The organism is Cohnella rhizosphaerae (genome assembly GCF_029525575.1).
GTDB classification, from domain to species: Bacteria; Bacillota; Bacilli; order Paenibacillales; family Paenibacillaceae; genus Cohnella; species Cohnella rhizosphaerae.
Genome location: NZ_JAPDIA010000007.1, coordinates 670022 through 695727, shown reverse-complemented (window position 1 = coordinate 695727; position 25706 = coordinate 670022). Strand labels below are relative to the sequence as shown.

Here is a 25706-nt window from a genome sequence, read left to right as displayed (position 1 = left end):
AGCGTGAAAGGAGCCCGACAATGAGCGACACGCATGAATTCGTCGAGCAGGTCCAGGATCGCCAGCGCAAGGACAAGCGCAACAAGGCGCATCAAGGACAAGGCACCCAAGGACAGAAGGTGTCCTCGAGACAGCACAGCACGAACAAATGAAAATAAAAAAACGCGCCCCGAACCAATTGCGTTCGGCGGCGCTTTTTTCCCTCTTGCTCCTAGCTTCGTAACACCCACCAAGTATCAGTCTACGTCAACACATCGATCAGAAGAGCAGCCTGGCCAGCCTCAACGCGGAACCGAGCCGCGGCCTTCGCAGCTTTTCCCCCACATACCGGTAATCCGTCAGTTGTACCCCCGCATCCTTCATCGCCGCCGCGAAGTCCGGGTCGAGCATAAGTTTGTACTCCCACACCCGCTTTTCCCAGTGCGGAATGCGCGCGCCGAGATCGGCGTCCGGTACCGCCGGATGGATGTAGGTCTCCACGACGCCTTCCGGCAGCTTGTACAGCTTGGCGATCAGCATCGCCTTGAACGATTCGTACGTCTCCCCCGGCTCCATCCCGTAGGAGTGGCTCAGCAAGTAATCCGGCACCGCCACGCCGAGCGTGTCGCAAAGCGCGACGGCTTTGGCCAGCGTGGCCTCGACGCCCGGCGCGTTCGCCGTCAGCGCTTCCGCCGGATCGATATGGCGGAACAGCCGGAAGGGGAGCCCCCTGCGCGAGCACTGCCAAAAAAACCTGGGGCAAATAGCTGCGCCCCGCCGCGACGCCGTACAGGCTTCCCATATGGTTGTCCGCATGCGTCACGGCGATGCCGGCGCGCGCGACGGCGTCGAACTGCGCGTTCATCTCGGCGACGACGTCCGCCTTGAAGGAGCCGCGCTCGAACGCTTCGACGGTCTTGTACATATAGCCGTCCGCGTCGTGCAGAGACTTGCGCCCCGTAAGGCTCGAGAAGCGCACGGCCTCGTACTCGCTCGTGAAGGTCAGATGCAGGCCGACGCTCGCTTCGGGATGGCGCCTGCACCAGTCGGCGGCCTGCTCGAAGCCGGGCGCGGGGGGTCATGATCGTGGCGGACGAGACGCGGCGCTCCTCGAGCAGGTGCATGATGGCTTCGTTCGCGGGCGCGCTCTGGCCGAAGTCGTCGCAATTCAAAATCAGCAGCTTGGCCATCAGGCGTCGATCCCTCCTTGCGCATGCGGGATGGAAGGAGCGGGCTGCGGCTTAAGGAACAGCGAGACGACCAGCGAGACGGCGAGCAGGCAGAGCGGTACGATACAGATCAGATAGCGGAACGTCTCCTCCGGATGCGGCCCCGGCTCGTCGCCGCTCACGTAGCCGAACATCTGCCCGACGACGAAAAAGGCGAGCGCCGAGATCAGTCCGCTCGAGCGCGTGAGGAAGCCGCCGACCGCCGTGTACATCCCTTCCCTGCGCCGTCCGGTCCGCAGGGCGTCCCGGTCGATGATCTCGCTGCCGAGCAGCGCCGGCGAGACGAGGAAGCCCGCCAGGCCGAAGCCGAAGCAGATGCCGGCCGCGATGCCGGTGCCCAGATCGTTCGCGAACCAGAGCGGGATGACGGACAGCCCGTAGACGACGAAGGCCAGGCGCCAGCTGCGGTAGCCGCCGAGCTTTTTCACAATATAGAACCACACCGCGACGAGCGGAATGACGGACACGAAGACGGACGCCATCAGCAGCGTGACGTCGCCCTCCTCGACGCCGAGCGCATACTTGGCGTAGAAAGGGATCATGGAGCTCACGAGGCCGTTCACCGTTTGGGCGAAGGAGCCGGCCACGTAGAACAGCCAAAGCTCTTTGTTCTTCAGCGTCTCGCGGAACGCCTGAACGAGCGGCAGCGGCTCTTCCTTGGCGAACGATTCGTTCTCTCGAACGTTCAGCACGAACAGGGTCATAAAGAGGCCGAATACGGCCGCGTATACGACGGACATCGTGCCGAAGCCAAGCGCTTCGTAGAGGATCGGCGTGAGCGCCGTACCGATGAGGATCGCGACGATCTGGTAGGCCTGCTGGACGGCGGAAGCCTTGGCTCTCAATCCGGCGCCCGTGAACAGCTCGGGGAACAGCGCGCCGTAGTTCACCCACAAAATCGTGGCGATCGCTTCGAAGAGGATGAGCGCAATAAGGAACCAGGTAAATAAAGCGCTGTCATGAAGGCTCGGCGGAACGGCGAAAACCATAACGAAAGCCAGCATGAACAGCGGGATGGACGCGAAAATCCACGGTCTGCGGCGGCCGTGCCGCGAGCGCGTGCGGTCGGACAAATAGCCGGCCATCGGCTGGTTGACGGCATCCCAGATGAGATAAATCGTCCGTGCGAGCGTGGCCAGACCGACCGCCAGCCCCAGCTTTTCGACGTAAAAATACGTGTAAAACGAACTGAAGGCCTGGCTGGGCACCATCATCGCGAACATCCCGAGCGCATAAGCGGTCGGGGAGTTCAGGAACTTCCTGCTCATCGGCATTCTCCCGTCGCATGTAGATTCGCTGCCCGCTCCCGCGGCCCTGAGACGTCTTTCGGCGACGTCAAGGCCCGGCTCGGCTTGCTCCTACACCATTCTACGGGGGAACGACAAATTCCTCCAATCCTGCAAATCGCCGGAACGCGAGGGATTCGGTATGCAGACGGAATTTCCAGACGAGGTTTTCCAGACGAGGTTTTCCAGACGAGGTTTTCCAGACGAGGTTTTCCAGACGAGGTTTTCCAGACTGAATTACCAGACCGGCCTGAACTTCGCGGTTCCCTCGCCGAAAGACCGGACGATATCCCGCATGCTCTGCGTCAACCGCTCCGCCTCTTGCTCCCCCAGCCGCTCGCGCCATCTTCGCTCCATGGCGACGAACTGCGCCTCGGTCGCCCGAATGCAGGCCCAGCCCCGCTCCGTAAGCACGACCAGCTTGCCGCGCCCGTCGCTTGGATGCGGACGGCGCTCCACGTAGCCCCGCCCCTCGAGGTAATCGATCATCTGCGTAGCGGCCTGCTTCGTGATGTCCAGATGCTCGGCCAGCTCGATGCCCGTCGCTCCGCCGAACGAGAGCTTCTGGAACGCGTAGCCGTGCGACGGACGCACGTCGTCGAAGCCCTGCGCGGCCAGCTCCCGGTGGAGATCGTCTACCGCCGCGCGAAAAGCCGTCGCGAACAAAAACGTCAATTCGTAACCCCAGGCGCCCGCTTCGGACATGGTTTTTCCTCCCGATTCCTGTTGCTGCTTGTCGCTGTCCATTGTAACAGAAGGGGCCGGGCGCGGGGTAGCCGCGGGCGAGCGCTTGGCATTACAGAATCGGGACGCTGTACCGCGGGGGCGACTTACCGAAGAACGGCTCGCGGCAAGCTTCCAAGCGCCCTCGCATGTCTTCTTGTCTTCAGCTACGCCTGCGCCAGCGCTCCCGCGCCAGGGATGCGGCAGGCAGGCTGTTCGTTCAGCTCCGCGCCGATCTGACGCAGCAACGAAGCGGTGTCGAACAGCGCCCAATGCTCGGCGATTCGGCCGTCCGCGATCCGGTATTCCCGGTACAGCCTGGCATCGATCGGCAGCCCCGTAGCCTCCATCCCCCTGAAGGTCCCCAGGTGGGTGCCCTTCATCCGAAGACGAACGACGACGCGGTCTCCTTCCACCGTGACGCTTTCGACCGTCGACCGCTGATCGGGAAACGCGGTCCGCAGCCTTTCCGCCATCGCGAGCAATCCTTCAGCGTTACCTGGCTCGTAGGCATGATCGACATAATTGTCCGTCAGACACGTCGCGATGCAGGAAGCATCGCCTTCGTTCCAGAATCGTTCAATGAAAGCTAACCCCACCTCAGCCGAACTCGTCAAACCTTGCCGAATAACCTCATTTTCGCCGAATGAACTTGAAGCTTGCGGTTGCTGTTTCATAAACCTTTGCCTCCTCCGCTAATTAGTCAATTCAATTGACTAATTAAGAATAGCACGAGGAAGGTCATTTAGTAAAGTTAATTGACTAAATTCTTTCGACGTTCCGTGTCTCCATTTGCTTTCCCTGAAAAGCACATCGCGGTCCCTCGGCATTACGCGGCCTCATCTGCTTTCCAGGGAAAGCACTTCGCGGTCCCTCGGCATTACACGGCTCCATCTGCTTTCCAGGGAAAGCACTTCGCAGTCCCTCGGCGTCAGCTGCCCCATTTGCTTTCCCTGGAAAGCACTTCGCGGTCCCTCGGTATTACGCGGCTCCATCTGCTTTCCAGGGAAAGCACTTCGCGGTCCCTCGGCATTACGCGGCCTCATCTGCTTTCCAGCGAAAGCACTTCGCGGCCCCTCGGCATTACACGGCTCCATCTCCTTTCCAGGGAAAGCACTTCGCGGTCCCTCGGCATTACGCGGCTCCATCTGCTTTCCCTGGAAAGCACTTCGCGGTCCCTCGGCATTACGCGGCCTCATCTGCTTTCCCTGGAAAGCACTTCGCGGTCCCTCGGCATTACGCGGCCTCATCTGCTTTCCCTGGAAAGCACTTCGCGGTCCCTCGGCATTACGCGGTCTCATCTGCTTTCCCAGGGAAAGCACTTCGCGGTCCCTCGGCGTCAGCGGCTCCATCTGCTTTCCAGGGAAAGCACTTCGCGGCCCCTCGGCATTACGCGGCCTCATCTGCTTTCCAGCGAAAGCACTTCGCGGTCCCTCGGCGTTCGCGGCCTCATCTGCTTTCCAGGGAATGCACTTCGCGGTCCCTCGGCATTACGCGGCCTCATCTGCGTTCCAGGGAAAGCACTTGGCCCTCGCCACGCCACGCCTCCCCCTCCGACCAGCATGCACGATCGTTAACCGAGTGCTATAATATTGGTTAACAATCAAAAAGCAAGGATGGATGACGGATGACGATCAGATTGCGCGGGCATCATCTGCTCTGCCTGTTGGGCTACCGGGGCAAAGGGTACTCGGCAGGGTTCTGCGCGAACATGACCCGCGTATACGAACGGCTCCGGACGGAGCCCGGGACGGAGATCGAGCTGATCCTCGGGCCCGACGACATTTGCGCCGCGTTTCCCCCCGGACCAGGAGCCGCACTGCGAAAATGCGAGCGTGTATCGCAAGGACGAGGAAATCGCGCGCCGAATCGGCATCGCGATCGGAGAGCGGCGCGCGTGGTCGCAAGTCGTAGCGGACGTCGCAGCGCGCGTGAAGCCTCATGACATCGGCTCCCTCTGCAGCGATTGCAGATGGGAGCCGTATGGGTTGTGCCGGGAAGGCGTGGCGCATATTCACTTGTCGCCCCAGCTGCGGGAGCTGCCTCCCGCCTGACGGCCTCAGACGGACGTGCGGCGCAGCAGCGCGTAGGAAAGCGCCATGTACAGGAGCGTCAGCGGCGCGGTGCCGCCGGCGATCTCGAGCATCGTCCGGTCCGCCAGCCATTGTCCAAGGTCGATCCACCAGCCTTGCTGCGTCATGACGTAGCTCCAGACCGTGCCGATCGCGAGGACGGCGATGGCGAGGATGAACATGCCGTTCTTGCCGAAGCGCTTGGCGACGCAGGCGATCAGGAAGCCGAGGTAGAACAAGAAGACGATCAGCAGGAAGTAGACCAGGAACTGAACGGCCACGGAGCCTTCGCTGACGTAGGGCAGGTGGAAGAAGTAAAGTCCGACGCCCCAACCGTCGAGCCACTCGCTCTCGACGTACGACAGCAAGCTCAAGCCGGCTGCGCAGATGACGCCCACCAGGCCGATGACGCCGCCCGTGCCCCAGAAGTAATCGGACCTGCGGACGCTGAAGCCGAGCAAGAAAGGCAATGTGTTGGACACCGACATGATGCCTGCCGCGAACATGTAGATGTATAGAGACGCGACGCCTCCAGTCGTGATTTCTCCATTGGCGAAGTAGGCGGTGATCAGGTTAACGACGAAGCTCGACCCGGAGATGATCCAGGGCAGCAGGAACCAGCTGAATCTGTCCTTCAGAATCGTGGACGCGACCGCCTTCATTCTTCCGCTTTGGACGATATTCATAACTTGATCGCCTCCCTTTCGTCTTTGGTGCCGCTCGTCAGATGCACGATCAGTTGCTGGAGCGACACCGGCGCGAACTCCAGTCCGCGCTCCGCGGCCTCTCTGCGCTCCTGCGGACTCGCCTCGCCCAGGACCGTCGCCGAAGCGATCGCGCCCATGGCGTCCCGCGTCAGCAAGCTTTTCCCCGACACGAACGAATCGATTCTGGCGGCAGCGCCAACGACGCTGTAAGCCATGCCGGACAGCCGTTCGACGTCCCGGTCCAGCAGCAGCTTGCCTTGATCGATCAGCAGCACGTGCTCCAGCAGGCGGCTCACCTCGTCGATCAAGTGCGTCGACAGGATGACGGTCCGCGGATGCTCCGCATAGTCCTCCAGCAGCCGGTCGTAGAACAACGTACGCGCGACCGCGTCCAGCCCCAGATACGGCTCGTCGAAGATCGTCAGCGGCGCCCGGCTGGCCAGCCCGACGACGACGCCGGCGGCGGACAGCATGCCCCTGGACAGCTTCTGCATCTTGCGCTTCATCGGCAGTCCGAACGCTTCGGCCAGTTCGGCCGCGTATGCCGCGTCCCAGTTCGGATGGAGCGACGCCGATACCTCCAGCACGTCCTTCACCGTGAACATCGGCGGGTACTTCTGGCTCTCCTTGATGAAGCAGACGCGCCTCAGCACCGACTCGTTCTCGTAAGGCGCCTCGCCGAACACCTCGATGTCCCCGCCCGACGCGAACTGCTGCGCCGTCAGCATGTGCATGATCGTGGTCTTGCCGGCGCCGTTGCGGCCGAGCAAGCCGTAAATTTTGTTTTCCTCCAGCTCGAAGCTCACGCCGCGCACCGCCGCCGTATCGCCGTAGGACTTGGTCAGGTTCGTTACCTTTACGATCGCGCTCATGACTGGCTCCCTCCCTTGCGGACCATGTCCGCGAGCTGATCCTGCGTAATGCCGAGCTTCTCCGCTTCCCGCATCATCGTCACGACATATTGCTCGAAAAACTGCTCCTTGCGCTTCTCGACCAGACTTGCCTTCGCCCCCGCCGCCACGAACATGCCGATCCCTCTCTTCTTGTAAAGGATGCCTTGCTCCGTCAACAGGTTGACGCCCTTGGCCGCCGTCGCCGGATTGATCTGATAAAATGCCGCGAACTGATTGGTCGACGGCACCTGGGATTCCTCGGGCAGCGCGCCCTCGATAATGTCATTCTCGATGCGTTCAGCGATTTGCACGAATATCGGACGGCTGTCGTCGATCAGCAGGCTCATCGTTAACCTCACCACCACACTGGTTAATTACTTATGTAACTAACCATACAACACACTCAGTGTTGCGTCAAGCCGCGAACGTCTATTTCCGAATAAAGATTCGAATTCGAGCAATGGAAGAGAAATCCCGGCAGGGGCGGCGTGCTACAATGGAGGCGAAACGAGGCATCGGGTACGTGGACCAGCTTAGAGCGAATCGGCCGCGAGCCATGGAGGAGACAGCCATGACCAAGGAATTGTGGATCAACCTGCCCAGCAAGGATCTGGCACGCGCCAGGCAGTTTTATCGCGACATCGGCTTTACGTTTAATCCGAACTTCCCCGGCGGCGATTCGGCCGTCAGCCTGCTTGTCGGCAGCCCGGCGATCGTCGTGATGCTGTTCCCCGAGGAAACGTTCGCGGGCTTCGCTTCGAGCGGCGCCTCGGATGCCCGCTCGGCGGCCGAGGTGCTGCTGTCGATCGGGGCGGACAGCCGCGAGGAAGTGGACGCGCTGGCCGCGAGAGCGGCCGCCGCGGGCGGCGAGGTGTATGGCAAGCCCGGAGAGAGCCAGGGCTGGATGTACGGATGCGGCTTCGCCGACCCGGACGGGCACCGGTGGAACGTGCTCTACATGGATACGGAGAAAATGCCGGGGAGATAACCGGGGGAAGTGTTCCGGACCGGCAGCGCCACGACGAATACCGCCCTAGGCGATCGCCCGGGCGGTATTCGTCGTTTTTCGTTTCGGCGGTCCGGTTCATCGCCCTCGCATGCGGGTGACGAAATGCGCCACGTATGCCGGGTCCCACTGCGTGCCCTTGCCCGCTTCGAGAATGGCGAAGGCTTTGTCGAACGGCATTCCCTTGCGGTAGGGCCGATCCGACGTCATGGCATCGAACGCATCCGCCACCGCGATGATACGGCCGGTCATTGGGATGCGTTCGCCGCTCAGACCGTCCGGATAGCCGCCGCCGTCGTAGCGCTCGTGATGCGAGCGCACGCCTGGCAGCAGCGGCGCCATCGCTTCGCGGGGCTCGACCTGCAGCAGAATGTTTTCCCCCAGGACGGGATGCTGCTTGATCTGCTCGAACTCCTCGTCCGTCAGCTTCCCTTCCTTGAGCAGCACGCTGTCGCGGACGCCGATCTTGCCGATGTCGTGGAGCAGCGCCGTCTTGTTCAGCACGTCGAGCTCGTCCGCGGCGAGCCCCGCCGCGCGTCCGATAACCGCGCTGTATTCCGCTACCCGCTGCGAATGCCCCGCCGTATAGGCGTCGCGGGCGTCCAGCGCCGCGGCCAGCGTGGCGTAATAGCTTTGCAGCAGCTGCGCGTTCATCCGCTCGCGAGACCGCAGCCCGTCGACCATGCCGTTGAACCCCGCGGTCAGTCTGGCGAACTCGTCCGAGTACACGTCGGACGCCGAAGTCTGCAGCCTGCCCGCCTGCACCTCCGACATGGCCTCGTACAGCTCCCGGATCGGCTGCTGCACGTCGCGTCCAAGCAGCCAGGCGCCCAGCGAGGAGAAGCCGACGCCCGTCACGAGGATGAGCCCCGCCCACCGCCAATAGTCGTAGCCGAGATCCTCCGACCAGCCGTTCAGGCGAATCTGCGTCGCCAGGCTGAACAGGATGACCGGGAATGTCCCGATCAGAAAGGCGCTCAACTGAAACTTGCGTTGGATCGAGACGAGGACGCGCCCGTTCAGGGAAAGATCGGCGCCGTACACCTTCCGTCCGGCCTCTCCCAAGTGCGCGAGCAGCGGGCGAATGGCTTGGGCCGTCAGGAAAAACTCGATCAAGGCGTGCATGCACGCGACGAGCATCGCGCCCGCGGACGCCAATCCGATGTAATAGTATGGCAGATCCGCCCACCCAAGCCGGATCGCCAGCAGCGCGAGCGCGCTCGCGGGCAGCGACAAGCCCAGCAAGTGCGGGCCGAGCGTGCGTGCGACGGCAAGCGAGGGCAGTCTGTGCGCCCTCAGGTACGCCGCTTCGATCTGCGCCAGCGAGGGCCGGTCCGACCGGAACAGCTCGCGGATCGGCGCGATATGACGGCGGAAGGCGAAATATTCGGCGGCGAACATCGTCATAAGAGCGATCATGAGGATCGCCTGCAGATTGAGCAGTTCGGCCCGCGGCAAGCTAAGGCTGCCCGACAAGATCGCGCCGCCCACGCCGAGCACCGCGACGACCGAGCCGATGATGTAATTGCGGATAAGCCGGACGACGAAGGACCTGTATAGCGACTGCTCCATGCCGGGAATGCCTCCTCTAAACGTCTCTCTCACTATGAAGGAGAGCCCTGCGCGCGTAAAGGCCTAACTTGCGGCGCATCGCGGCGCTGCCGGGATCGCCCGGCATCCCGCCGGTCTCGGCGTCGGCAGGCGGCTCGCTTGTTTTCCCGGGCCCGCCATTTGGGTTATGATGTGAACATATGCAGCTTGGCGCCATAGCGAGCGCCAACTTGAGGAGGTGCCTGCCGTGAAGCAGGAATTAATCGATCGGTTCGTCAAGTACGTGCAAGTGGATACCCAGTCGGACGACAACAGCCCGTCGTGCCCGTCGACGCCGGGTCAATGGACCTTGCTCCGCATGCTGGAGGAGGAATTGAAGGACATCGGCATGGAGGAAGTGTCGATCGACGACAACGGCTACCTGATGGCGACGCTGCCTTCGAATACCGATGCGGACGTGCCGACGATCGGCTTTCTGGCGCACGTCGACACCGCCACCGACTTCACCGGCGCGAACGTCAAGCCCCAGCTCGTCTATAATTATGCGGGCGGAGACATCGTGCTGAACTCGGCGCTTAAGCTCGCATTGTCGCCAAATATGTTCCCCGATCTCGCCAAGTATGTCGGCCACACGCTTGTCACGACCGACGGCACGACGCTGCTCGGCGCGGACGACAAAGCCGGCATCGTCGAGATCGTGACCGCGATGGCTTATTTGATCCGCCACCCGGAGATCAAGCACGGCCGCATCCGCATCGCGTTCACCCCCCGACGAAGAGATCGGACGCGGCCCGCACAAGTTCGACGTGGCGGCGTTCGGCGCGAAGTACGCTTATACGATGGACGGCGGACCGCTCGGCGAGCTGGAATACGAGAGCTTTAACGCCGCGGGGGCCGTCGTGACCGTCAAAGGGAACAACGTGCATCCCGGCACCGCGAAGGGCAAGATGGTGAATTCGGCCAAGATCGCGATGGCCTTTCACGCCCGGCTGCCTGAGGCGGAGGCGCCGGAGTTCACGGAAGGCTACGAGGGCTTCTATCATCTCCAGTCGATCGAAGGCGACGTCGAGCGGACGACGCTGCGCTATCTGGTGCGCGACCATGACCGGAATCTGTTCGAACGGCGCAAGCACGCGCTGGAGAATATCGCGGAGGAATTCCGCCAGACCTACGGCGAACACAGCATCGAGCTGACGATGAAGGATTCGTACTACAACATGCGGGAAAAAATCGAGCCTGTCATGCACATCGTCGACATCGCCCGGGAGGCGATGGAGAGTCTCGGCATCGCGCCGGTCATCAAGCCGATCCGCGGCGGGACGGACGGGTCGCAGCTGTCCTATATGGGACTGCCGACGCCGAACATATTCACGGGCGGCGAGAATTATCACGGCAAATACGAGTTCGCGTCCGTCGACAACATGGCGCAGGCCGTGAAGGTCATCGTCGATATCGTCCAGCGTTACGAGCGGCGGGCGCGTGGATAACGGGATCGACGGACAGGCGGGCCGCCGGGATGACGGCGAAGGCGCAAGCGCGGAGCGCGTGGATAACGGGAATCGCGCAGGAACGATAGCGTCCGGTAACCCGGGGGCGCCGGCCGGCGGACCGGCCTACGATCGCGCCTGGATGTCCGGGCTGCTGATCCTCGACCGGACGGACCGGCTGGAGGCGGCAGACCCGCTGCATGCGTTCGCGCTGGACGAGCTGCTGTGCCGCGCGGCAGGCGCCGGCGGTCCGGCGATCTGCCATCTGTGGCGGCATCCCCGGGCGTTCGTCATGGGCCTGCGGGACAGCCGGCTCCCGCGCGCCAGGGAAGCGGCCGAACGCCTGGCCGGACTCGGCTACGGCGTAGCGGTCCGCAATTCCGGCGGCGCCGCCGTGCCGCTCGATCCGGGCGTCGTCAACCTGTCGCTCATCCTTCCGAAGGACCGGGCCGAAGACATGGCTTTCCACGGCGACTTCGAGCGGATGTACGACCTGATTCGCCTCGCCGTCAGGCAGCTTGGCGGGGAAGCCGCCAAAGGCGAGGTCGTCGGCTCTTACTGCCCAGGAGACTTCGACCTGTCCATCGGGGGGCCGCAAGTTCTGCGGCATCGCCCAGCGCAGGCAGGTGAAGTCCTACAACGTGCAGGCTTTCGTGATCGCCGAAGGCGAAGGCGCCGCGCGGGCGGACGCCGTACGCGGGTTCTACAAGCTGGCTGCCGAAGGCGCCGATCCGTCCGCTTACCCGGACGTCGGCGTCGATCGGATGGCGAGCCTCGCCGAGCTGACTGACGCGGGCAGCGGGGCAGGCGGCGCGAGCGCCGGGACCGGCTCGTACAGTGCCGGTCCCGGGCTTGCCGCGCGCTTCGCCGCCGCGGTGAAGGACGTCATCCGCGCGCATCAGACGCCGGCCGGCATCGCGAGCGCCGAGGCGGCGCTGCGCTTGCCCGCGCCGGCTGAGATCGAGGAGATGGCGGCTTCGCTGCGGAAGCGCTATGGCTTGTAGGTCATGGTCGGCGTTGCGGTCGGCGGCCGGCTGAAAATTGGCCTTCTAAACGCAAGCGGCCGAACGATCCGCCCGTCATGAGCGCGGATCGTTCGGCCGCTTTTTTTTCGTTTGCGAGTGGACGCCCGCCATCAAGCGAACGCCTCGTCCGTCATATCTTCATTCATTCCGATCGCGGCGCGAACGCCTTCGGCGGCGGCTACGACGAGCTGCGCCGGCATGATGCAAGCCGCATCCCCCCGCCGCGTATACGCCCCGCACGCTCGTCCGGCCGGCGCCATCCGTCTCGATGCCGCCGTACGGCGTCATCGCGCATCCGAGCCGTTCCGCGAAGGGCGCGGCCTGACGCAGCCGCTCGGCGACGATGCCTCCCTCGCGGGCAATCTCCTCCCCGTCCGCGAAGCGCACGGCGGACAGCCGGCCCGCTTCGCCCACCAACCGTCCGATCGGTCGATGATCGATCCGGATGCCGCGCTCGCGCAGCGCACGCTCCTCCGCGGGCTCCAGCGAATCGTAACCGTTGGTGCAGACAAGCAGGTCCTTGCTCCAATTGAACACCGTCTTGGCCAGATGGAACGTGTGATCGTTGCCCGCGACGAGCGCGAGCGGACGATCCCGCATCTCCCAGCCGTCGCAATAAGCGCAGCAGAACAGACTTCTGCCATAAAGTTCGCGAAGCCCCGGAATCTCGGGCAGCAGTTCCTTCAACCCCGATGCCAGCAGCAGCCTCGCCGCCCGCCAGCTTTCTCCCGCCGCATCCGTCAACCGGAAGCCGCCGTCCGAATCTCGTACGACTTCCTCCACCCGGCTTCCCCGAACGCGCACGCTCGGATAGACGGCCAGCTCGTCATGCGCGATTTTTCGTATCGCAGCCGGCGAGGCCCCGTCTCTCGTCAAAAAGCCGTGCGACGCAATCGCAACGCGGTTGCGCGGCTTCCCTTCGTCGAACAGCGCGACGGTTCGCCGCGCTCTGCCGAGCACGAGCGCGGCGTTAAGTCCGGCAGGACCGCCGCCTATGATTGCGCAATCGAACAAGTTCGCATCCTCCTCCGTCATCCGTCCGTTCCGATCGCCGTCATTTTCTAATCAAGGTATTATACCCACAGACGTCAAAAAAGCCCCGCCGCACGGGCAGGGCAGCAACATACGTTCGTTAACGGCAAGCCGGACCGTCCGCTCCGTTCAGGACGAGACGGGCAGCTCTAACACGCCGAGGAAGGCGTCTACGACGACCGGATCGAAATGAACCCCGCGCTGCGCGAGAATCTCGGCGATCGCCTCCTCATGCGTCCACGCTTTTTTGTACGGCCGCTCGTGCGTGAGCGCATCGTAAAAGTCGGCGATCGCGACGATGCGTCCCGACAACGGAATATCCGCTCCGCTAAGTCCCTTGGGGTATCCGCCGCCGTTCCATTTCTCGTGATGCGTCAGCGCGATCTCTCCCGCGATCCGCAGCACCGGGAACGAGCTCGTCTCCAGTATCCACGCGCCGATCAGCGTATGCCGCTTCATCTGCTCGAACTCTTCGGCCGTGAAGCGCCCGGGCTTCAGTAAAATATCGTCCGCGATGCCGATCTTGCCGATGTCGTGCAGCGGCGTCGCCTGCTCGATCAGCTCGACCTCCTGCTGCGGCAGTCCCAGCGCGACGGCGACGTCGCGCGCCATGCGCCCCACGCGCTGCGTGTGCTGGCCGGTCTCGTCGTCGCGATATTCCGCCGTACGCGCGAGCAGATGCAAAATCTCCAGCTTGGCCTGCTCCAGCTCGGCCGTCCGCTCCTGAACCCGGCGTTCGAGCGACTGGTTCTGTTCCTGCATCTGCAAGTAAAAATAGCGCGTATTGAGCAAGTTGTCGATGCGGAGCACGACCTCGGACGCGTCCAGCGGCTTCGTGATAAAATCGTTGGCGCCCAGATGAAGCGCCTCTTTGCGCGAGCTCGGGGAGTCGTCGGCGGTAAGCACCACGACGGGCAGGAAGCTGCTCTCTCCGATCAGCGGACGCAGCTGCCTTAGCACGGCGAACCCGTCGACGACGGGCATGTGAAGATCGAGCAGCACCATATCGGGCGCCAGCTCGCCGAAGAGCCGCTCGACCTCGGCAGGGTCGGTCGTGCTGTGCAGATTGTTGAACCCGCCTCTTCGCAGCACATGCTCCAGCAGCATGATATTCGTGGGCTGATCGTCTACGATCAGGATTTTGGCATTTTGCGTCCACGCACGATTCATGGCCATCTCTCCTCGGCATATGTACCGTCACTGCCGTTTTTAAAGATCTCTTCCGATTATAGGCGATCGTCGCCGCGAAAGGCAGACAGGATTCGCCATATTTCGCAGCATTCCCCGAACGTCGGCCACTTTCTTTACCCAATAGTCTCCGGCTATAAACATAGTATATTTTATATATTTCCCTATTCTGAAGAAGCGGATCTATGATAAGAGCAGTCATCAAACGAGGAGGTCCTGCGATGAATCCGAACGTGAAAAAACAATTCGACGACGCCGCAAGCCATTACGACGAGCAAAGAAGAGGGCTCATCCCGTGCTTCGACGAATTTTACGGCATGGCCGTGTCGCTGTCCGAGAGCGCGGAAGCTGCGCCTCGCGTGCTGGATCTGGGCGCAGGCACGGGCCTGCTGGCCGCGATGGTGCGAAGCAAGCTGCCCGGGGCCCGCCTCTCCTTGATCGATATGAGCGAGCCCATGCTGAACGTCGCCCGCGAGCGGTTCGCCGGCGATCCGAATGCCGAATTCATCGTTGCCGACTACTCCGATTATACGTTGCCGCCGGGAAGCTGCGACCTCATCGTCTCGTCGCTCTCGATCCACCATCTGACCCATGCGTCCAAACGGGACCTTTTCAAAAAGCTGTATCGGGCGCTGGCGCCCGGCGGCGCATTCGTCAACGCGGACCAGGTCGCCGGCACGACGCCCGCCGCGGACGCCTACTATCGCAAAAGATGGCTCGCCGAGGTCGCCGCCAGCGGCTTGCCCCGATCGGCCATCGACGCTTCCGTCGAGCGGAGAGGCGTCGATATCAACGCCAAGCTCGGCGACCAGATCGCCTGGATGGCGGAAGCGGGCTTCCAGGACGCGGATTGTATGTATAAATATCTCGACTTCGCCGTTTTCTATGGCTCCAAGCCTGCATCGGCGTCTTAATCGACGAGCTCGCTATAATCCGGACGCGGTAGGCAATCCCGGCGCACTGGACGCGACCTTCACCGTTCCCGTTCCAGCCGGGCGAGCTCGCGCTCGGCTTCCTCCAGCTGGTCCTCACCGAAAACTTTGAAGCCGTGCTTGCGCAGAAGCGCCGCCGTCCTGCCCTCGCCCGGGCGCTTTGCGCCGCTGAACGTACCGTCGTAGACGAACAGGCTGCCGCAGGAAGGGCTGCTCTGCTTCAGAATCGCCAGCGCCACGCCATGCGCCCGTGCCGCCTGCAGCGCGATCTCCGCGCCTCGGTCGAACGCCTCCGTAAAATCTTCTCCCTGTTCGGTCACGACCCGGTCGCCCCGAATCTGCGCCGGCGGCCGCGGCGTCGGCAGCCCGCCGGCCACTTCGGGGCATACCGGCACGAACCGGCCTTCAGCCTGCCAGCGCGCGAACCGCGGATCCTCGCACAGCTTGCCGCCGCCGTCGTAGCGCACCTGCTGCCCGAGCAGGCAAGCGCTGACCAGTATTTTCACCGGCATCCGCTATCCTTCCCCTTCCGGGCTCGCGCCGTCCCATCTGCACTGCGCGAGGTCTACGCGGTAGTCCCCGTCGAACAGCACGCCCTCTTCCTCGAGCAGCGACCGCTGCGTATACCGCGCCTCGTCGCCCGGCAGCGCGATCTCGCCTTTGGCGTTGACGACCCGATGCCACGGAAGACCGTGCGCTTCGCTCAGCGAATGCAGCACCCAGACGACGCGCCGGGCGCCTCGCGGACTGCCCGCCGCGGCCGCCACTTGCCCGTACGTCATCACCGTGCCCGGCGGTATTGCTTTAATGACTTCGACTACGCGCGCCGTATATGGCTGCATGACGTCTCACCTCTACGTTACAGCTTATAATAGTTCGCATAAAGACGCCAAGCCCCCCGGGGCCGAAGCGCCCGGAAGCTTGATGACTCAGCCGTATTCGATTCGTTCGAAAAATGCGCGTTAGAAGCCTCCGCCCGACTCCGCCGCGACCAGCAGACCGTGAACGACCTTCGCCGCTTCGGCGCGCGTCGTGAAGCCTTGCGGCGCGAAAACGCCGTTGCCGCGACCTTGCATGAGGCCTTCGTCCAAAATCCGGCCGACCGCCCCTTGCGCCCAGCCGCTGATCTTGCCGCCGTCCTTGAAGCCGGCGGTGCCGGTCGTGCCGCCCGACTTCAGCGCCGGGATGCGCGCGAGCATGACCGCCATCTCCTCGCGGGTGATCGGCGCGTTCGGCGCGAAGCTGCCGTCGCCCTTGCCCGTAATGAGCCCGTTCGCGGACGCGACACCCACGACTTCGGCATACCAGCTGCCGGACGCGACGTCCGTGAACGAGGCCCCGGCGCCTTGGGCTTGCAGCCCGAATTCCTGTACGAGCAGTTTGGCGAATTCGGCGCGCGTGATCTGGCGCTGCGGCGCGAAGTTCGCCGCGTCCGTGCCGTCGATGAGCTGCTTGGCCGCCAGCTCGGCGATGACGTCCTTCGCCCAGTAGGACGCAGGCACGTCCGCGAAGCTGCGGTCGTAGGTCAGCGCCGCATACGTGCCCGGCTGCGTTACTTCAGCCGTCAGCGTGCCGCCTTGCAGCTTCGCCTTTACGTAGACCGGCTTGCCGCCGTCGATGCGGTACAGGTTCGTCAGCTTCGCGTTTGCGCTGCCGTCTACCTGGATCCCGATCGAGACGGGCTCGGCGAAGCCGCTTAGCGTACCGGCCGTCGTGCCGTCCTTCGCTACGGCCGAGAGACCGAGCTTCGTGACCGCGCCCGCAGGCTTGATGCTCAAGTTGGCGTTCTGCGAACCGGCGAGCAGCGCGTTCGCCGCGTCGGACGTCAACCGGCTGTAATTCACCGACAACGTCGCGTCCTTTGCCGCGTCGCCCGTGACGAGCTTCGCCGCGTCCTCCAGCACCTTGGCCGGCAGCGACAAGGTCACGCCGTTCAACGCAAGCTTGACCTGGCTGCCTGCGCCGGCCAGCTCCGCGATGTTCAGCGGGAGCGAGATGGCGACGTCGCCCACGCCGTCCGGAATCGTCACCGGCAAGTTCACGACGCCGTTCTCCGCCTTCGGCACGTCCTTCCCATCGACGCTGATCTTCACCGGCGCGCCAGGCGTCGGGGTCGGCGTAGGCGTCGGGGTCGGGTTGCCTGGCGTAATCGGAGGCGTCACCGGCGTGTTCGTGTTTACGATGCGTCCTTCGATCTTCGCCGTGATGGCTCCGCCTTTGAACGTATCCACGATATATTGATAGAAAATGTCCAGATCGGTCGGACCGACGACCGACTCCTTCGCTTCCGTAAGCACCTTGTAGTTGTCTCCGCCCGCAGCCATGAAGTTGTTGACGACGGCCGTATATTCCTTGTTGTCCTCGATCGGCGTGCCGTCCGTCTTCGTCAGGCTCGTGACGCGCTGCGCGATCGGAAGCGCCAGGTTGGCCGCGTACTTCAGGCCTGAGATTTGCAGCGTCTTCGTATCCGCCGTGCCGTCCGCCTTGACGCCCCACTGCTGCTGGAGCAGCGTGCGGATCTGGGCGCCCGTCAGCGTCAGCTTCACGAGCGTGTTGCCGAACGGCTGCACCTTGGCCAGGTCGCCGAACTTCACTTCGCCTTTCGGCAGGTCCGCGCGGATGCCGCCCGGGTTCATGAACGCAAAATCCGAGCCCGGGAACGCGCTGCGCATGGCGTCCGCGATCAGGTTGCCGAGCGGCGCCTCATTGTTGTAGGCGTCGGTCCGGACGACCGATCCGTCGGTCGTGCCCACCGGATTTTTAAGCTCGGGATGCAGGTCGAGATATTTGTTCACCAGCTTCTCGGTGTCCGCGTCCGGCGTCACGCCTTCCTGGAACGTCGTCGTGACGGTCGCCGACTTGCTCGCGATATCGCCCGTCGCCGGATCGATGACCAGCTTGACGTCCTCGAAAGCCGTGCCGTACGAGTAGGCTTGCACGATGAGCTTGCCGTCCACGAGACCGTTGGCCAAGGCATGGTTGTCGCCGGCCATGATCACGTCGACCTCGTCGTCGACGCTGTTCGCAAGATCCGCGGCTTCGCCCGTCGTCAGACCGGTCGTTGCATTGGTGGATGCAGGGTCATGGGCCAGGATGACGATGCTCTTGATGCCTTGTTTTTTCAGCTCGTCTACCGCCTTGTTGACGACCGGCGCCTGATCGACCAGCTTGACGCCTTTCAGTCCTTCGGGCGACACTTTGGTCACCGTCGCCATCGTGACGACGCCGATGAAGCCGATCTTGACGCCGCCGATCTCTTTCACTACATAAGGCGCGATAATCGGTTCGCCCGTTTTTTCGTCCACGACGTTGGCATTGATATAATCGAAGTTCGCGCCCTTGTGCACGATCTTGCCGCCTACGGGATCGACGCCCCCGTTCAGCTGCGCCTTCAATGCCGCCACGCCTTGGTCGAACTCATGGTTGCCGAGCGTGCCGATATCGAACTGCATCAGATTCATCCATTCCAGCGTCGGCTCGTCGCGCTCGAGCGAGGAGACCGGCGCGGTCGCGCCTACGGAGTCGCCGTTATGAACGAGCAGGCTGTGCGCGTACTTGGCGCGCGTTTCCTTGATGTACGTCGCCAGCGTCGCCGCGGTGCCCGCCGGCTTGCCCCCCACGACCGAAGTCGTATCCAACTGCCCGTGAAGGTCGTTGATGCCGATCAGATGCACTTCGACCGGCTCGGTCGGCGTCGGCGTCTTCTCGCTCAGCTGCAGATTGTAGATCTCGAAATCTTTGTCGTTCGTCTTGCCGCTATCCGCGATCTTGCCGTTCGTCTCCGCCGCGTACTTCGCGGCCGCAGGCGAGCTCGTGAAAGTCACGTTCACCAGGCTTTTGATCGGCTCGATCGACCAGTTGCCGTCCGCGCTCGGGCTGACGGTGCCCATTTCCGAGATATAATCCATCAGCACCTGACGGTTCTCGTCCTGGGAATCGACGGCCAGCGGCGAGCCCTTGAGCCCCGGAAAGTTGCCGCCGCCGCTCGCGCGGTAGTTGTTCGTCACGACGATAAATTCCTGCTCGGGATCGATCGGCTTGCCGTCGAATTCGAGGTTCACGATTCGGCTGGACGACGCGTCGTTGATGCTGCCGTCCGGCTTGTACTTGGCCGGCTTCGTCACGTCGATCTGGTAGGTGACGCCGTCGATGACGTCATAGTTATAGACCGCGAAGGCCGGATTCAGCAGCGGCTGTGGCAGCGACTTCGTCGGATAAATCCGGTTGAAGGCGCCGGCGGACATCTCCAGCCATTCCTTCACCGTCGCACCCTTGATGACGACCGCCTTCAGCGTATTGTCGTACAGATACAGATCGCTCGCGCTGCGGATCGTAAGCGGGCCCGCGTCGATGTCCGTGTACTCGGAAGGTCCGTTGCGCCCCGCCTTGAACGGCGCGCCCGCGCTCAGGATCGGCAATCCCTCGTATACCGTGCCTGCCACCGACTGCTCCGCGTACCACTTCTGCGCGTCCGTCACGATCTGGATCGACGGATCGTCCTGCACCATCGCGAAGTAGCTGTTGATCGGCGCGTCCGTCTGTCCGAGCTCTTGCCCGGTATAGGCGATGGTCGCTTGATGCTCGGCATCTACCGCCGCTACGACCGCCGGGTCTGCGTTTACGTCGGCAATATTGACTTTGTCGACCGTGCGGTAGATCGAACGCGTGAAAGACTGGGAGCCGTTTTTGTCCACCGTCCATTTGCCGTTCGCGTCCTTGACGAGCTTCAGGTCGATGAGGCCGAGGTTCGCGCCCCCCGAAGCCCGCTTGCACGGCGAACACGCCGTTGATCGTGCCGCCGCCGGGGCCGTATACGTTGTTCACGACGCTGCTCGGCGAATTGTACGGCTGGTTCGTGGCCGGGTCCTTGAACAAGGCGTCCAGCGACGCGTTGCTCGCCGTCGGGAAGATTTTGTGCGTATGGGAAAACGTAATCGCGTCGATGCCGGGCACCTTGCTCAGCGCGTTGACGTCGTTTTCCGAAAGATCGCCTTCGACCGCGTTCGCGTCGAAGCCCGTATGCGCCAGCGCCACGACGATGTCCGCGCCGTCCGCCTTCATGAGCGGCACGAAGTGACGCGCCGTAGCCGCGATGTCCCGCGTCACGACTTCGCCGAACAGATTGGCCTTGTCCCAATCCATGATCTGCGGCGCCACGAGGCCGATGACCCCGATCTTGACGGTCTGGTCGACGCCCGCTTCATCCTTGAACGTACGGGTCAGAATCTCGTAGGGATCGTACTTGTTGGTCGTCTCTTCGGGCTGCGCGACGCCGTCTTTATTGTCGTCCACGTAGATATTGGCGTTCACGTACGGCAGCGGATCGCCCGCGCCGTCCTTGGCGCCCGAGATGGCCTTGTCCAGGAAATCCAGTCCATAATTAAATTCATGATTGCCGAAAGTCGCGGCGTCGTAGCCTAGGAGGTTCATCGCTTTGTACATCGGATGGACGCTGCCCGGGCTCGATAGCTTGTCCACTTTGGCCATATAAGTGCCGAGCGGCGTGCCCTGGATCAAATCGCCGTTGTCGAACAGCAGCGCATTCGGCTGCTCGGCGCGCGCCTGCCTGATCAGCGTCGCCGTCCGGTCCAGCCCCACCGCCACCGTCTCTGCGTTTTTAAAATAATCGAAACCCCGCACGTTGGTGTGCAGGTCCGTCGTCTCCATGATACGCACGCGGAGCGGCGCTTCCGACGGCGCTGCCGAAGCCTTGTCCGCCGCCAGCAAGCCGAATCCCCCGAACACCTGAGAGACCAACACCGCCGCGGCCGTTACGGTCGACGACCTCTTGCTCCAGCCAGCCTTCCTGTTCAACATGCTCGCTCTCCCTTCGGTTCGCATTCCCTGCAAGTATAGTAAATGATATCGATAAATGATAGCTTAATTTGTAAAAGATATGTAAAAGATCAAGAACAAGGGTTCCAAAGAGGGGGGCGCGTAACGCTGAAGGAGAGCGGGATGGACCTCCAAAGAACGACCGTCGATCAACCGTTGGCGCGTTCGCCGGGGGTGCGACGCTCGAAGTGTGCACGTAGGTTGATAGTTGGTGCGTTCGCGGATGGTGGAATACGAAAAGAACCATCTCCCAGGTCATCCAACAATGACCTGGGAGACAGTCCATGCGCGCATGACTCGAAACACCAGCCTGATCGGCACGATTAAATATACTGAACACTCGATTGCGTCCCGAGCGGCAGCAGCTCGTAGAGATACAAGCCGATAAGCTCCCGCTCGATCGGCGAGATCGGAAGCGTCGATCGGATCGTTAGATAAACAACGGCGTTCGTCCGATCGTAGCGATCGAACGAGATCCGTCCGCCGGCCAGCATGCGGTCCACGACGTCGATGATGTCGTGCAGGTCGGAGCCGCGGTTCATCGCGGCTTCTCTCACATCGTCCGGCACTTCGGGCGCGGCCGGCACGCGTTCCTCCCTCGTCTGCCCGTACGGCTTGACGTTAAAACAGACGAACGGCGTCAGGTAGGCGGAGGCGAACTTCAGCAGATTCGCCCGGTCTTCCTCACGCAGCTCGAGTTGGTCGTCCCAGGCGTAGATCGTCGCCGTCTGCTTGCCGCTCGTATGAATCCTCACGTATCGCAGATGAGGAAACCGCTCCCGAACGAGCGACTCCGACAACAATCGCGTACTCATCGTGGGCCGCCTCCTTCTATTCGTTTTATACGGTCTGCTTGATTGCGCTTTCACAAAAAAAAGGATCTTTTGACCGAGCCCTATCTCGGTTGCCCTCGCGCTTCCCGCCGATCAATATGGACCGCGACGGAAGTTATTCCTTATTGTATTCCGCATGTCGTGCGATGTATGTTCGCGAGCCTAAAGTTGCCGCGGAGACAGGATGCGGGGCGCGAAAAGGCCGCCGCCCGCCTTTGTTTGCGCAATGGCGCGCAGCGGACGGACTCAGGAGCCCTTATTTTTGTTCCGATCGCGCTTTGCAGCCCGCTCGCGGACCCAGGAGCCCCTATTGCGGGATTAGAGACTATTTTAGTCTTGATCTGGGTGAATAACGGCTCTCCAGTCCGTAATGATCACAATTGCACCATTTTTTTACGAAATAGCGTCATCTGAGTCCGGTATCTTCGCTCGACTTGCCTTCGGTTACTCCCGCAGTTTTCATTTGCATCTCACGCTTACCTTTCCGCTTAACGTCATCGTAAGGTTAGCAAGTGAAGCCAGCGAGGGCGATTGGATGCCGCCGCTCCTGTTCGCAATATGCCTGCGCGAGGGATAACCTATGAATCCCTGCAAAGGATGGGCAGGCATTTCCGCCTCGGCTCGTCCAATCGGCTGGAAAGCTTGCGTTATCCAGCTTTCCCCTTTCTCCCCTCGCGCGACGATGAGAGAGAGGGGCGTAAGGCGCTGAAAAGCGTTACCTGTCGGGACTATGGCGTATTTCGGGCCGAATAGGCACTGTGTAGCGTTACCTGCCGATTTTATACTTTCTATTATGTGAAACAAACGATGAAGCGACGCTTTGGAAAGCATCACGGCGCCCCTTTACCAGCCGCTCTAAGCTTAAGCTCTTCGCGCCAGCGGGCCATAAACCGATCGCGAGCGACCAGCTCCTCAAGAATCTCGGCAGACTCTTGTCGATCTCCCTGCTCCCAAAGAATATCGCTCTTTAGTTTTTCATACCAAATTTGTTCGGGGTGGAGCGACAGCGCCTTTTTTATTCTCGTCTCGGGCGACATCGAGATAACGACGATCTCCTCCGCTCTCAAATTCGCTGAGGTAAAGCCTGGCCTTCCGATCGTAGATTCGATCCGCAAAAATGGCCATCTTCGCGCTTCTGTCGAGCAGGTCTACTGCATCCGCCTTTCTTTGCTCCGCGATCGCTCGTACGGCCGACTGCTGCAGGCGATCCGATATAAATAGCAGCGTTGCGACCGTCAGCAGGGACGCAGCCGCCAGTGCCGCAACAAACTTGGCGACGATAGGCACGGCAGAAATTGCCTTGGCTGCGTTTGTCTTGACTATCGGAGTATTAGCCGGAGCTGTTCCAATGATTATCAGCAATCCTAACAAATAAGGGAAAGACAGCGTGAAATCTACTAAGCTATGCACAAGCAGCACGCAGCAGGCTATTCCTCGAACCGCGTCAAAGTCGGAGTGGACTCCCTCGTTGCGTCTAGCCGAAGATAGACAGCGTCCAACCAAAAATACACATATTCCGATGAAAAGCAGCAGACCGAACACCCCGGTCTCCGTCATCACCTGCAGCGGTTGACTATGAATGTACGCGGTAAAGTACGCTGCGGTCTGGTAATGATATTGCATGTACATCCAAGCGCCCGCGCCAAATCCCCAAAGCGGCGAGTCCATGAACATCATCCAGGCATCCCGATAATAAACGAGCCGGGTAGCCCCTTCTCCCGTGCGGGAAGCGATCGCGCTCCAGCGATCGGCCATGCCGGAACCGAACCATATGGCACCGGTACCCAGGAGCGGCGATACGACGAGCAAAGATATCCGTACAGCCCGCTTCGATGTCTCCGATTCTGGAATCCGATATAGAAGCATAAAGATCGCTGCGACTGGAAGCACAAGCCATGGCAACCAACCGTACATCACTCCGGCAATAAGTCCCAGCGCTACGCTTGAGCTGGTGCGCAGCCACAGCATTCGATGCGCTCGTCCTTTCAGGAAATACAAGACGGCGAAGGAAGCGAAGAGCAGAACCAGTACGGTCCGGGATTCCGTCAGGTACGTTCCTGCGGCGCCAAGGAAAATCGGAATTTGCAGCAGATTTCTTCTGATCGATGGGGACGCCGCAGCCGCTAAGCCGTATGCGATTAGAACGCCGACCAGCAGCAGGATGGCATATCCGTTTGCATAGTCGATGAAGCCCGCGAGTCTTCCGTCCACGAATCTATCGGCCGCGATCGAGATGGGAACGGACAGGCCGAGGAGCCATGTCCAAGCTTCCCAAATGCGCGCCATAACGGTCGCAGAAACAGCGCGAACGAATACATAGAGCGGCGCCAGCAGCGATACTTTTAGCAAACTTAACAACGACTCGTGCCGATCCGCGCCATACCCGACGCTCGCCGCATATAGCACCGTCAGCGCAAGCAGGAGGTACAGAATGATATCGCCCCTTAGCCTCGCCCGCAACAGGAATACGAGAAAACCAAACAGAACGACAATCGCAGCTCCCGCAAGCTCGGATTCGAACATAAAGCCATGGACAAAAGGGCCGGTGCATAAAAATAGAAACAGTATAATCGTGCCCGAATCGAAGGTTCGGACGTTCGCCTGCTTAGGCATCTTATTTTCATCCATTTCCGATTGAGAATAACGGAAGGGACCCGATCGCTCGGGTCCCCCCTCGCTTCCTTATTGTGCCGTACGATTTAGCAAGTTGACAAGCATTTGCGCGGCTTCTGCGCGAGTCGCCATTCCCTTCGGATTGAACCCGCCCATGCCGTCGCCCTTGATCAAGCCATTGGCCGATGCGAGACTTACCGCTTCCTTCGCCCAGTTGCTGATCTTGGCCGCGTCCTTGAACGCCATCGCCTGCGCCGAGGTTGCGGAAGGATCTGCATACTTAAGCGCGTTTGCCATGATGACAGCCATCTCCTCGCGCGTGATCGATCGGCTCGGCGCAAACGTATCCGCGCTGCTGCCTTTCACAAGCCCGCTCTCGAAGGCCGCAGCTACGGCCGACGCGTACCAGGCTGTGCCCGGTACGTCCTTGAAGGCGGCTGTCTTATCCATCTTCAAGGCGAGTGCATGCACGAGCATCGAAGTAAATTCGGCGCGCGTCACCTTACGGTTTGGCTCGAACTTATCGGCGGTCGTGCCACCCACGATCTGTTTCGCCGCCAGCTCACGGATCGCCGCATACGCCCAGCTCGAGGCGTTGACGTCCGCGAAGTCTTTTTGGATTTCAAGTACGCCGTATTTGCTGAAGTGCGTAACCTTGGCCACGAGCGAACCATCGACCCATTTGCCAGGTATGAACGTCAGACTGCCGTCTTCTGCAATGTAGAATACGTTGGATAAGCTTTTTTACAGCGTCTGCATTAACCTCGAAGGTAAGCGTAATTGGCTCGGCGAAGGACGACAGCACGTTCGCTTGACCATCCTTAGCCTGGATCGACAGTTTGAAGTCAAAGACAGAGCCTGCAGCCTTTGCGCTTGCGCCAGCCGGTGTCTTAACTCCTGCCAACGCCTCGCTTGCGCTAATAGGTACGATCGATAGCGAGACTTTCGCGTCTGTCAGTGCATCTTTTCCTACTAGCGCCGCTAATTGCTGAAGCACAGCCGGCGAGATGGATACCTTACCGTGGCTGCCCACAAACTCCAATCCGTTTTTGGCGCCTTCGCCGCTCAGGATGCTCGCGGGCACTGTCACCGTTTCGCTGTCTTTGATCTGAAGCGTAACGACACCCTTGGCGGCTGCAGGAATATCTTCGACCTTGAAGACTGTGGTCTTCGGCGAATCGGTGCCGCCAGGCTCGCTAACACTGCCACCGCCGCCTCCGCCGCCAGAACCACCTCCCGAGCCGCCGCCTCCGCCGCTTGATCCTCCACCACTGTTTGTTCCATCCGTTACAGTGAGGCTTTTGTTCAATATGGT

21 protein-coding genes and 5 pseudogenes are annotated in these 25706 nt (G+C 61.6%); 7 read left to right on the top strand and 19 right to left on the bottom strand.

What is annotated here, in order from left to right:
• Positions 1-20 precede the first annotated feature (20 nt).
• Positions 21-152, top strand: coding sequence for a DUF4023 family protein (locus tag OMP40_RS21020; protein ID WP_277534284.1), 132 nt, complete (start codon positions 21-23; stop codon positions 150-152).
• A 106-nt stretch (positions 153-258) separates the two neighbouring features.
• Here the strand turns inward: OMP40_RS21020 and OMP40_RS21015 are convergent.
• From OMP40_RS21015 to OMP40_RS21000, 5 genes and pseudogenes are all read right to left on the bottom strand, one after another.
• A pseudogene (locus OMP40_RS21015) lies at positions 259-994 on the bottom strand (ChbG/HpnK family deacetylase); the annotation flags it as partial.
• Between the two features lie 109 nt (positions 995-1103).
• Positions 1104-1169, bottom strand: a pseudogene (locus OMP40_RS40285) (hypothetical protein); the annotation flags it as partial.
• Positions 1169-2476, bottom strand: coding sequence for an MFS transporter (locus OMP40_RS21010; RefSeq protein WP_277534282.1), 1308 nt, complete (start codon positions 2474-2476; stop codon positions 1169-1171). The pseudogene OMP40_RS40285 and the gene OMP40_RS21010, both read right to left, overlap by 1 nt.
• A 255-nt stretch (positions 2477-2731) precedes the next feature.
• Positions 2732-3199, bottom strand: a complete 468-nt coding sequence (locus OMP40_RS21005; protein WP_277534281.1) for a MarR family winged helix-turn-helix transcriptional regulator — start codon at positions 3197-3199, stop codon at positions 2732-2734.
• A 185-nt stretch (positions 3200-3384) separates the two neighbouring features.
• The gene (locus OMP40_RS21000; RefSeq protein WP_277534279.1) at positions 3385-3894 is read right to left on the bottom strand and encodes an ester cyclase; all 510 of its coding nucleotides are present in this window, start codon (positions 3892-3894) and stop codon (positions 3385-3387) included.
• A gap of 950 nt (positions 3895-4844) precedes the next feature.
• Here OMP40_RS21000 and OMP40_RS42050 point away from each other — a divergent pair.
• Positions 4845-5271, top strand: a pseudogene (locus tag OMP40_RS42050) (DUF1284 domain-containing protein).
• Between the two features lie 5 nt (positions 5272-5276).
• On the opposite strand, the gene OMP40_RS20985 reads toward OMP40_RS42050, so the two are convergent.
• From OMP40_RS20985 to OMP40_RS20975, 3 genes are read right to left on the bottom strand one after another with little or no spacing between them, the layout of a single operon-like run.
• Positions 5277-5975: a hypothetical protein gene (locus OMP40_RS20985; protein WP_277534274.1), complete on the bottom strand. Its 699-nt coding sequence runs from the start codon at positions 5973-5975 to the stop codon at positions 5277-5279.
• Entirely contained in the window at positions 5972-6868 is an 897-nt protein-coding gene (locus OMP40_RS20980) for an ABC transporter ATP-binding protein (protein WP_277534272.1), read from the bottom strand. The genes OMP40_RS20985 and OMP40_RS20980 overlap by 4 nt, the downstream gene beginning before the upstream one ends.
• Positions 6865-7236 carry a GntR family transcriptional regulator gene (locus tag OMP40_RS20975; RefSeq protein ID WP_277534270.1) on the bottom strand — a complete coding sequence of 124 codons (372 nt, stop codon included), beginning with the start codon at positions 7234-7236 and terminating at the stop codon, positions 6865-6867. The genes OMP40_RS20980 and OMP40_RS20975 overlap by 4 nt, the downstream gene beginning before the upstream one ends.
• A 149-nt stretch (positions 7237-7385) precedes the next feature.
• Between OMP40_RS20975 and OMP40_RS20970 the strand changes: the two genes are divergently transcribed.
• A complete protein-coding gene (locus OMP40_RS20970; RefSeq protein ID WP_338131196.1) occupies positions 7386-7877 on the top strand; it encodes a VOC family protein in 492 nt (163 codons plus the stop codon).
• Between the two features lie 96 nt (positions 7878-7973).
• Here OMP40_RS20970 and OMP40_RS20965 read toward each other — a convergent pair whose 3' ends face one another.
• Positions 7974-9467 carry an HD domain-containing phosphohydrolase gene (locus OMP40_RS20965; protein ID WP_277534268.1) on the bottom strand — a complete coding sequence of 498 codons (1494 nt, stop codon included), beginning with the start codon at positions 9465-9467 and terminating at the stop codon, positions 7974-7976.
• A 226-nt stretch (positions 9468-9693) separates the two neighbouring features.
• On the opposite strand from OMP40_RS20965, the pseudogene pepT reads away from it, so the two are divergent.
• The 3 genes and pseudogenes from pepT to OMP40_RS40275 all read left to right on the top strand — a co-directional run bounded on the left by pepT (position 9694) and on the right by OMP40_RS40275 (position 11937).
• A pseudogene (pepT, locus tag OMP40_RS20960) lies at positions 9694-10933 on the top strand (peptidase T).
• Complete coding sequence (locus OMP40_RS20955; RefSeq protein ID WP_338131195.1) at positions 10926-11723, top strand: lipoyl protein ligase domain-containing protein; 798 nt, start codon at positions 10926-10928, stop codon at positions 11721-11723. The pseudogene pepT and the gene OMP40_RS20955 overlap by 8 nt, the downstream one beginning before the upstream one ends.
• Positions 11698-11937: a hypothetical protein gene (locus OMP40_RS40275; RefSeq protein ID WP_338131194.1), complete on the top strand. Its 240-nt coding sequence runs from the start codon at positions 11698-11700 to the stop codon at positions 11935-11937. Before OMP40_RS20955 ends, OMP40_RS40275 begins: the two co-directional genes overlap by 26 nt.
• Positions 11938-12096: 159 nt before the next feature.
• Here OMP40_RS40275 and OMP40_RS20950 read toward each other — a convergent pair whose 3' ends face one another.
• Both OMP40_RS20950 and OMP40_RS20945 read right to left on the bottom strand, forming a co-directional pair.
• Positions 12097-12972, bottom strand: a complete 876-nt coding sequence (locus tag OMP40_RS20950) for an NAD(P)/FAD-dependent oxidoreductase (RefSeq protein ID WP_338131193.1) — start codon at positions 12970-12972, stop codon at positions 12097-12099.
• A gap of 147 nt (positions 12973-13119) precedes the next feature.
• On the bottom strand, positions 13120-14160 hold the full coding sequence (locus OMP40_RS20945) for an HD domain-containing phosphohydrolase (RefSeq protein ID WP_277534265.1): 1041 nt from the start codon (positions 14158-14160) through the stop codon (positions 13120-13122).
• A gap of 239 nt (positions 14161-14399) precedes the next feature.
• On the opposite strand from OMP40_RS20945, the gene OMP40_RS20940 reads away from it, so the two are divergent.
• Complete coding sequence (locus OMP40_RS20940) at positions 14400-15092, top strand: class I SAM-dependent methyltransferase (protein ID WP_277534263.1); 693 nt, start codon at positions 14400-14402, stop codon at positions 15090-15092.
• Between the two features lie 59 nt (positions 15093-15151).
• Here OMP40_RS20940 and OMP40_RS20935 read toward each other — a convergent pair whose 3' ends face one another.
• From OMP40_RS20935 to OMP40_RS20900, 8 genes and pseudogenes are all read right to left on the bottom strand, one after another.
• Positions 15152-15622 carry a 2-thiouracil desulfurase family protein gene (locus OMP40_RS20935; RefSeq protein ID WP_277534261.1) on the bottom strand — a complete coding sequence of 157 codons (471 nt, stop codon included), beginning with the start codon at positions 15620-15622 and terminating at the stop codon, positions 15152-15154.
• Between the two features lie 3 nt (positions 15623-15625).
• Entirely contained in the window at positions 15626-15952 is a 327-nt protein-coding gene (locus tag OMP40_RS20930) for an MGMT family protein (protein WP_277534259.1), read from the bottom strand.
• A gap of 120 nt (positions 15953-16072) precedes the next feature.
• Entirely contained in the window at positions 16073-19618 is a 3546-nt protein-coding gene (locus OMP40_RS20925) for a 5'-nucleotidase C-terminal domain-containing protein (RefSeq protein ID WP_277534257.1), read from the bottom strand.
• Positions 19619-20081: 463 nt separating this feature from the next.
• Positions 20082-20777 (bottom strand): annotated as a pseudogene (locus OMP40_RS20920) (metallophosphoesterase); the annotation flags it as partial.
• 491 nt (positions 20778-21268) lie between these two features.
• Entirely contained in the window at positions 21269-21760 is a 492-nt protein-coding gene (locus tag OMP40_RS20915) for a hypothetical protein (RefSeq protein WP_277534256.1), read from the bottom strand.
• A 993-nt stretch (positions 21761-22753) separates the two neighbouring features.
• Positions 22754-24391 (bottom strand): O-antigen ligase family protein, encoded by a 1638-nt coding sequence (locus tag OMP40_RS20910; protein ID WP_277534254.1) that lies wholly within the window; start codon positions 24389-24391, stop codon positions 22754-22756.
• A 69-nt stretch (positions 24392-24460) separates the two neighbouring features.
• Positions 24461-25054, bottom strand: a complete 594-nt coding sequence (locus tag OMP40_RS20905; RefSeq protein WP_277534252.1) for an S-layer homology domain-containing protein — start codon at positions 25052-25054, stop codon at positions 24461-24463.
• On the bottom strand, positions 25014-25700 hold the full coding sequence (locus tag OMP40_RS20900; RefSeq protein ID WP_277534251.1) for a hypothetical protein: 687 nt from the start codon (positions 25698-25700) through the stop codon (positions 25014-25016). The genes OMP40_RS20905 and OMP40_RS20900 overlap by 41 nt, the downstream gene beginning before the upstream one ends.
• Positions 25701-25706: the final 6 nt, after the last annotated feature.

Excerpts from the sequence above, each read along its gene's own strand:
- OMP40_RS21020 (WP_277534284.1), top strand. The coding sequence starts at position 21 with ATGAGCGACACGCATGAATTCGTCGAGCAGGTCCAGGATCGCCAGCGC.
- OMP40_RS21010 (WP_277534282.1), bottom strand. The coding sequence starts at position 2,476 with ATGAGCAGGAAGTTCCTGAACTCCCCGACCGCTTATGCGCTCGGGATG.
- OMP40_RS21005 (WP_277534281.1), bottom strand. The coding sequence starts at position 3,199 with ATGTCCGAAGCGGGCGCCTGGGGTTACGAATTGACGTTTTTGTTCGCG.
- OMP40_RS21000 (WP_277534279.1), bottom strand. The coding sequence starts at position 3,894 with ATGAAACAGCAACCGCAAGCTTCAAGTTCATTCGGCGAAAATGAGGTT.
- OMP40_RS20985 (WP_277534274.1), bottom strand. The coding sequence starts at position 5,975 with ATGAATATCGTCCAAAGCGGAAGAATGAAGGCGGTCGCGTCCACGATT.
- OMP40_RS20980 (WP_277534272.1), bottom strand. The coding sequence starts at position 6,868 with ATGAGCGCGATCGTAAAGGTAACGAACCTGACCAAGTCCTACGGCGAT.
- OMP40_RS20975 (WP_277534270.1), bottom strand. The coding sequence starts at position 7,236 with ATGAGCCTGCTGATCGACGACAGCCGTCCGATATTCGTGCAAATCGCT.
- OMP40_RS20970 (WP_338131196.1), top strand. The coding sequence starts at position 7,386 with ATGGAGGCGAAACGAGGCATCGGGTACGTGGACCAGCTTAGAGCGAAT.
- OMP40_RS20965 (WP_277534268.1), bottom strand. The coding sequence starts at position 9,467 with ATGGAGCAGTCGCTATACAGGTCCTTCGTCGTCCGGCTTATCCGCAAT.
- OMP40_RS40275 (WP_338131194.1), top strand. The coding sequence starts at position 11,698 with ATGGCGAGCCTCGCCGAGCTGACTGACGCGGGCAGCGGGGCAGGCGGC.
- OMP40_RS20945 (WP_277534265.1), bottom strand. The coding sequence starts at position 14,160 with ATGAATCGTGCGTGGACGCAAAATGCCAAAATCCTGATCGTAGACGAT.
- OMP40_RS20940 (WP_277534263.1), top strand. The coding sequence starts at position 14,400 with ATGAATCCGAACGTGAAAAAACAATTCGACGACGCCGCAAGCCATTAC.
- OMP40_RS20935 (WP_277534261.1), bottom strand. The coding sequence starts at position 15,622 with ATGCCGGTGAAAATACTGGTCAGCGCTTGCCTGCTCGGGCAGCAGGTG.
- OMP40_RS20930 (WP_277534259.1), bottom strand. The coding sequence starts at position 15,952 with ATGCAGCCATATACGGCGCGCGTAGTCGAAGTCATTAAAGCAATACCG.
- OMP40_RS20925 (WP_277534257.1), bottom strand. The coding sequence starts at position 19,618 with ATGGTGCAGGACGATCCGTCGATCCAGATCGTGACGGACGCGCAGAAG.
- OMP40_RS20915 (WP_277534256.1), bottom strand. The coding sequence starts at position 21,760 with ATGAGTACGCGATTGTTGTCGGAGTCGCTCGTTCGGGAGCGGTTTCCT.
- OMP40_RS20910 (WP_277534254.1), bottom strand. The coding sequence starts at position 24,391 with ATGCCTAAGCAGGCGAACGTCCGAACCTTCGATTCGGGCACGATTATA.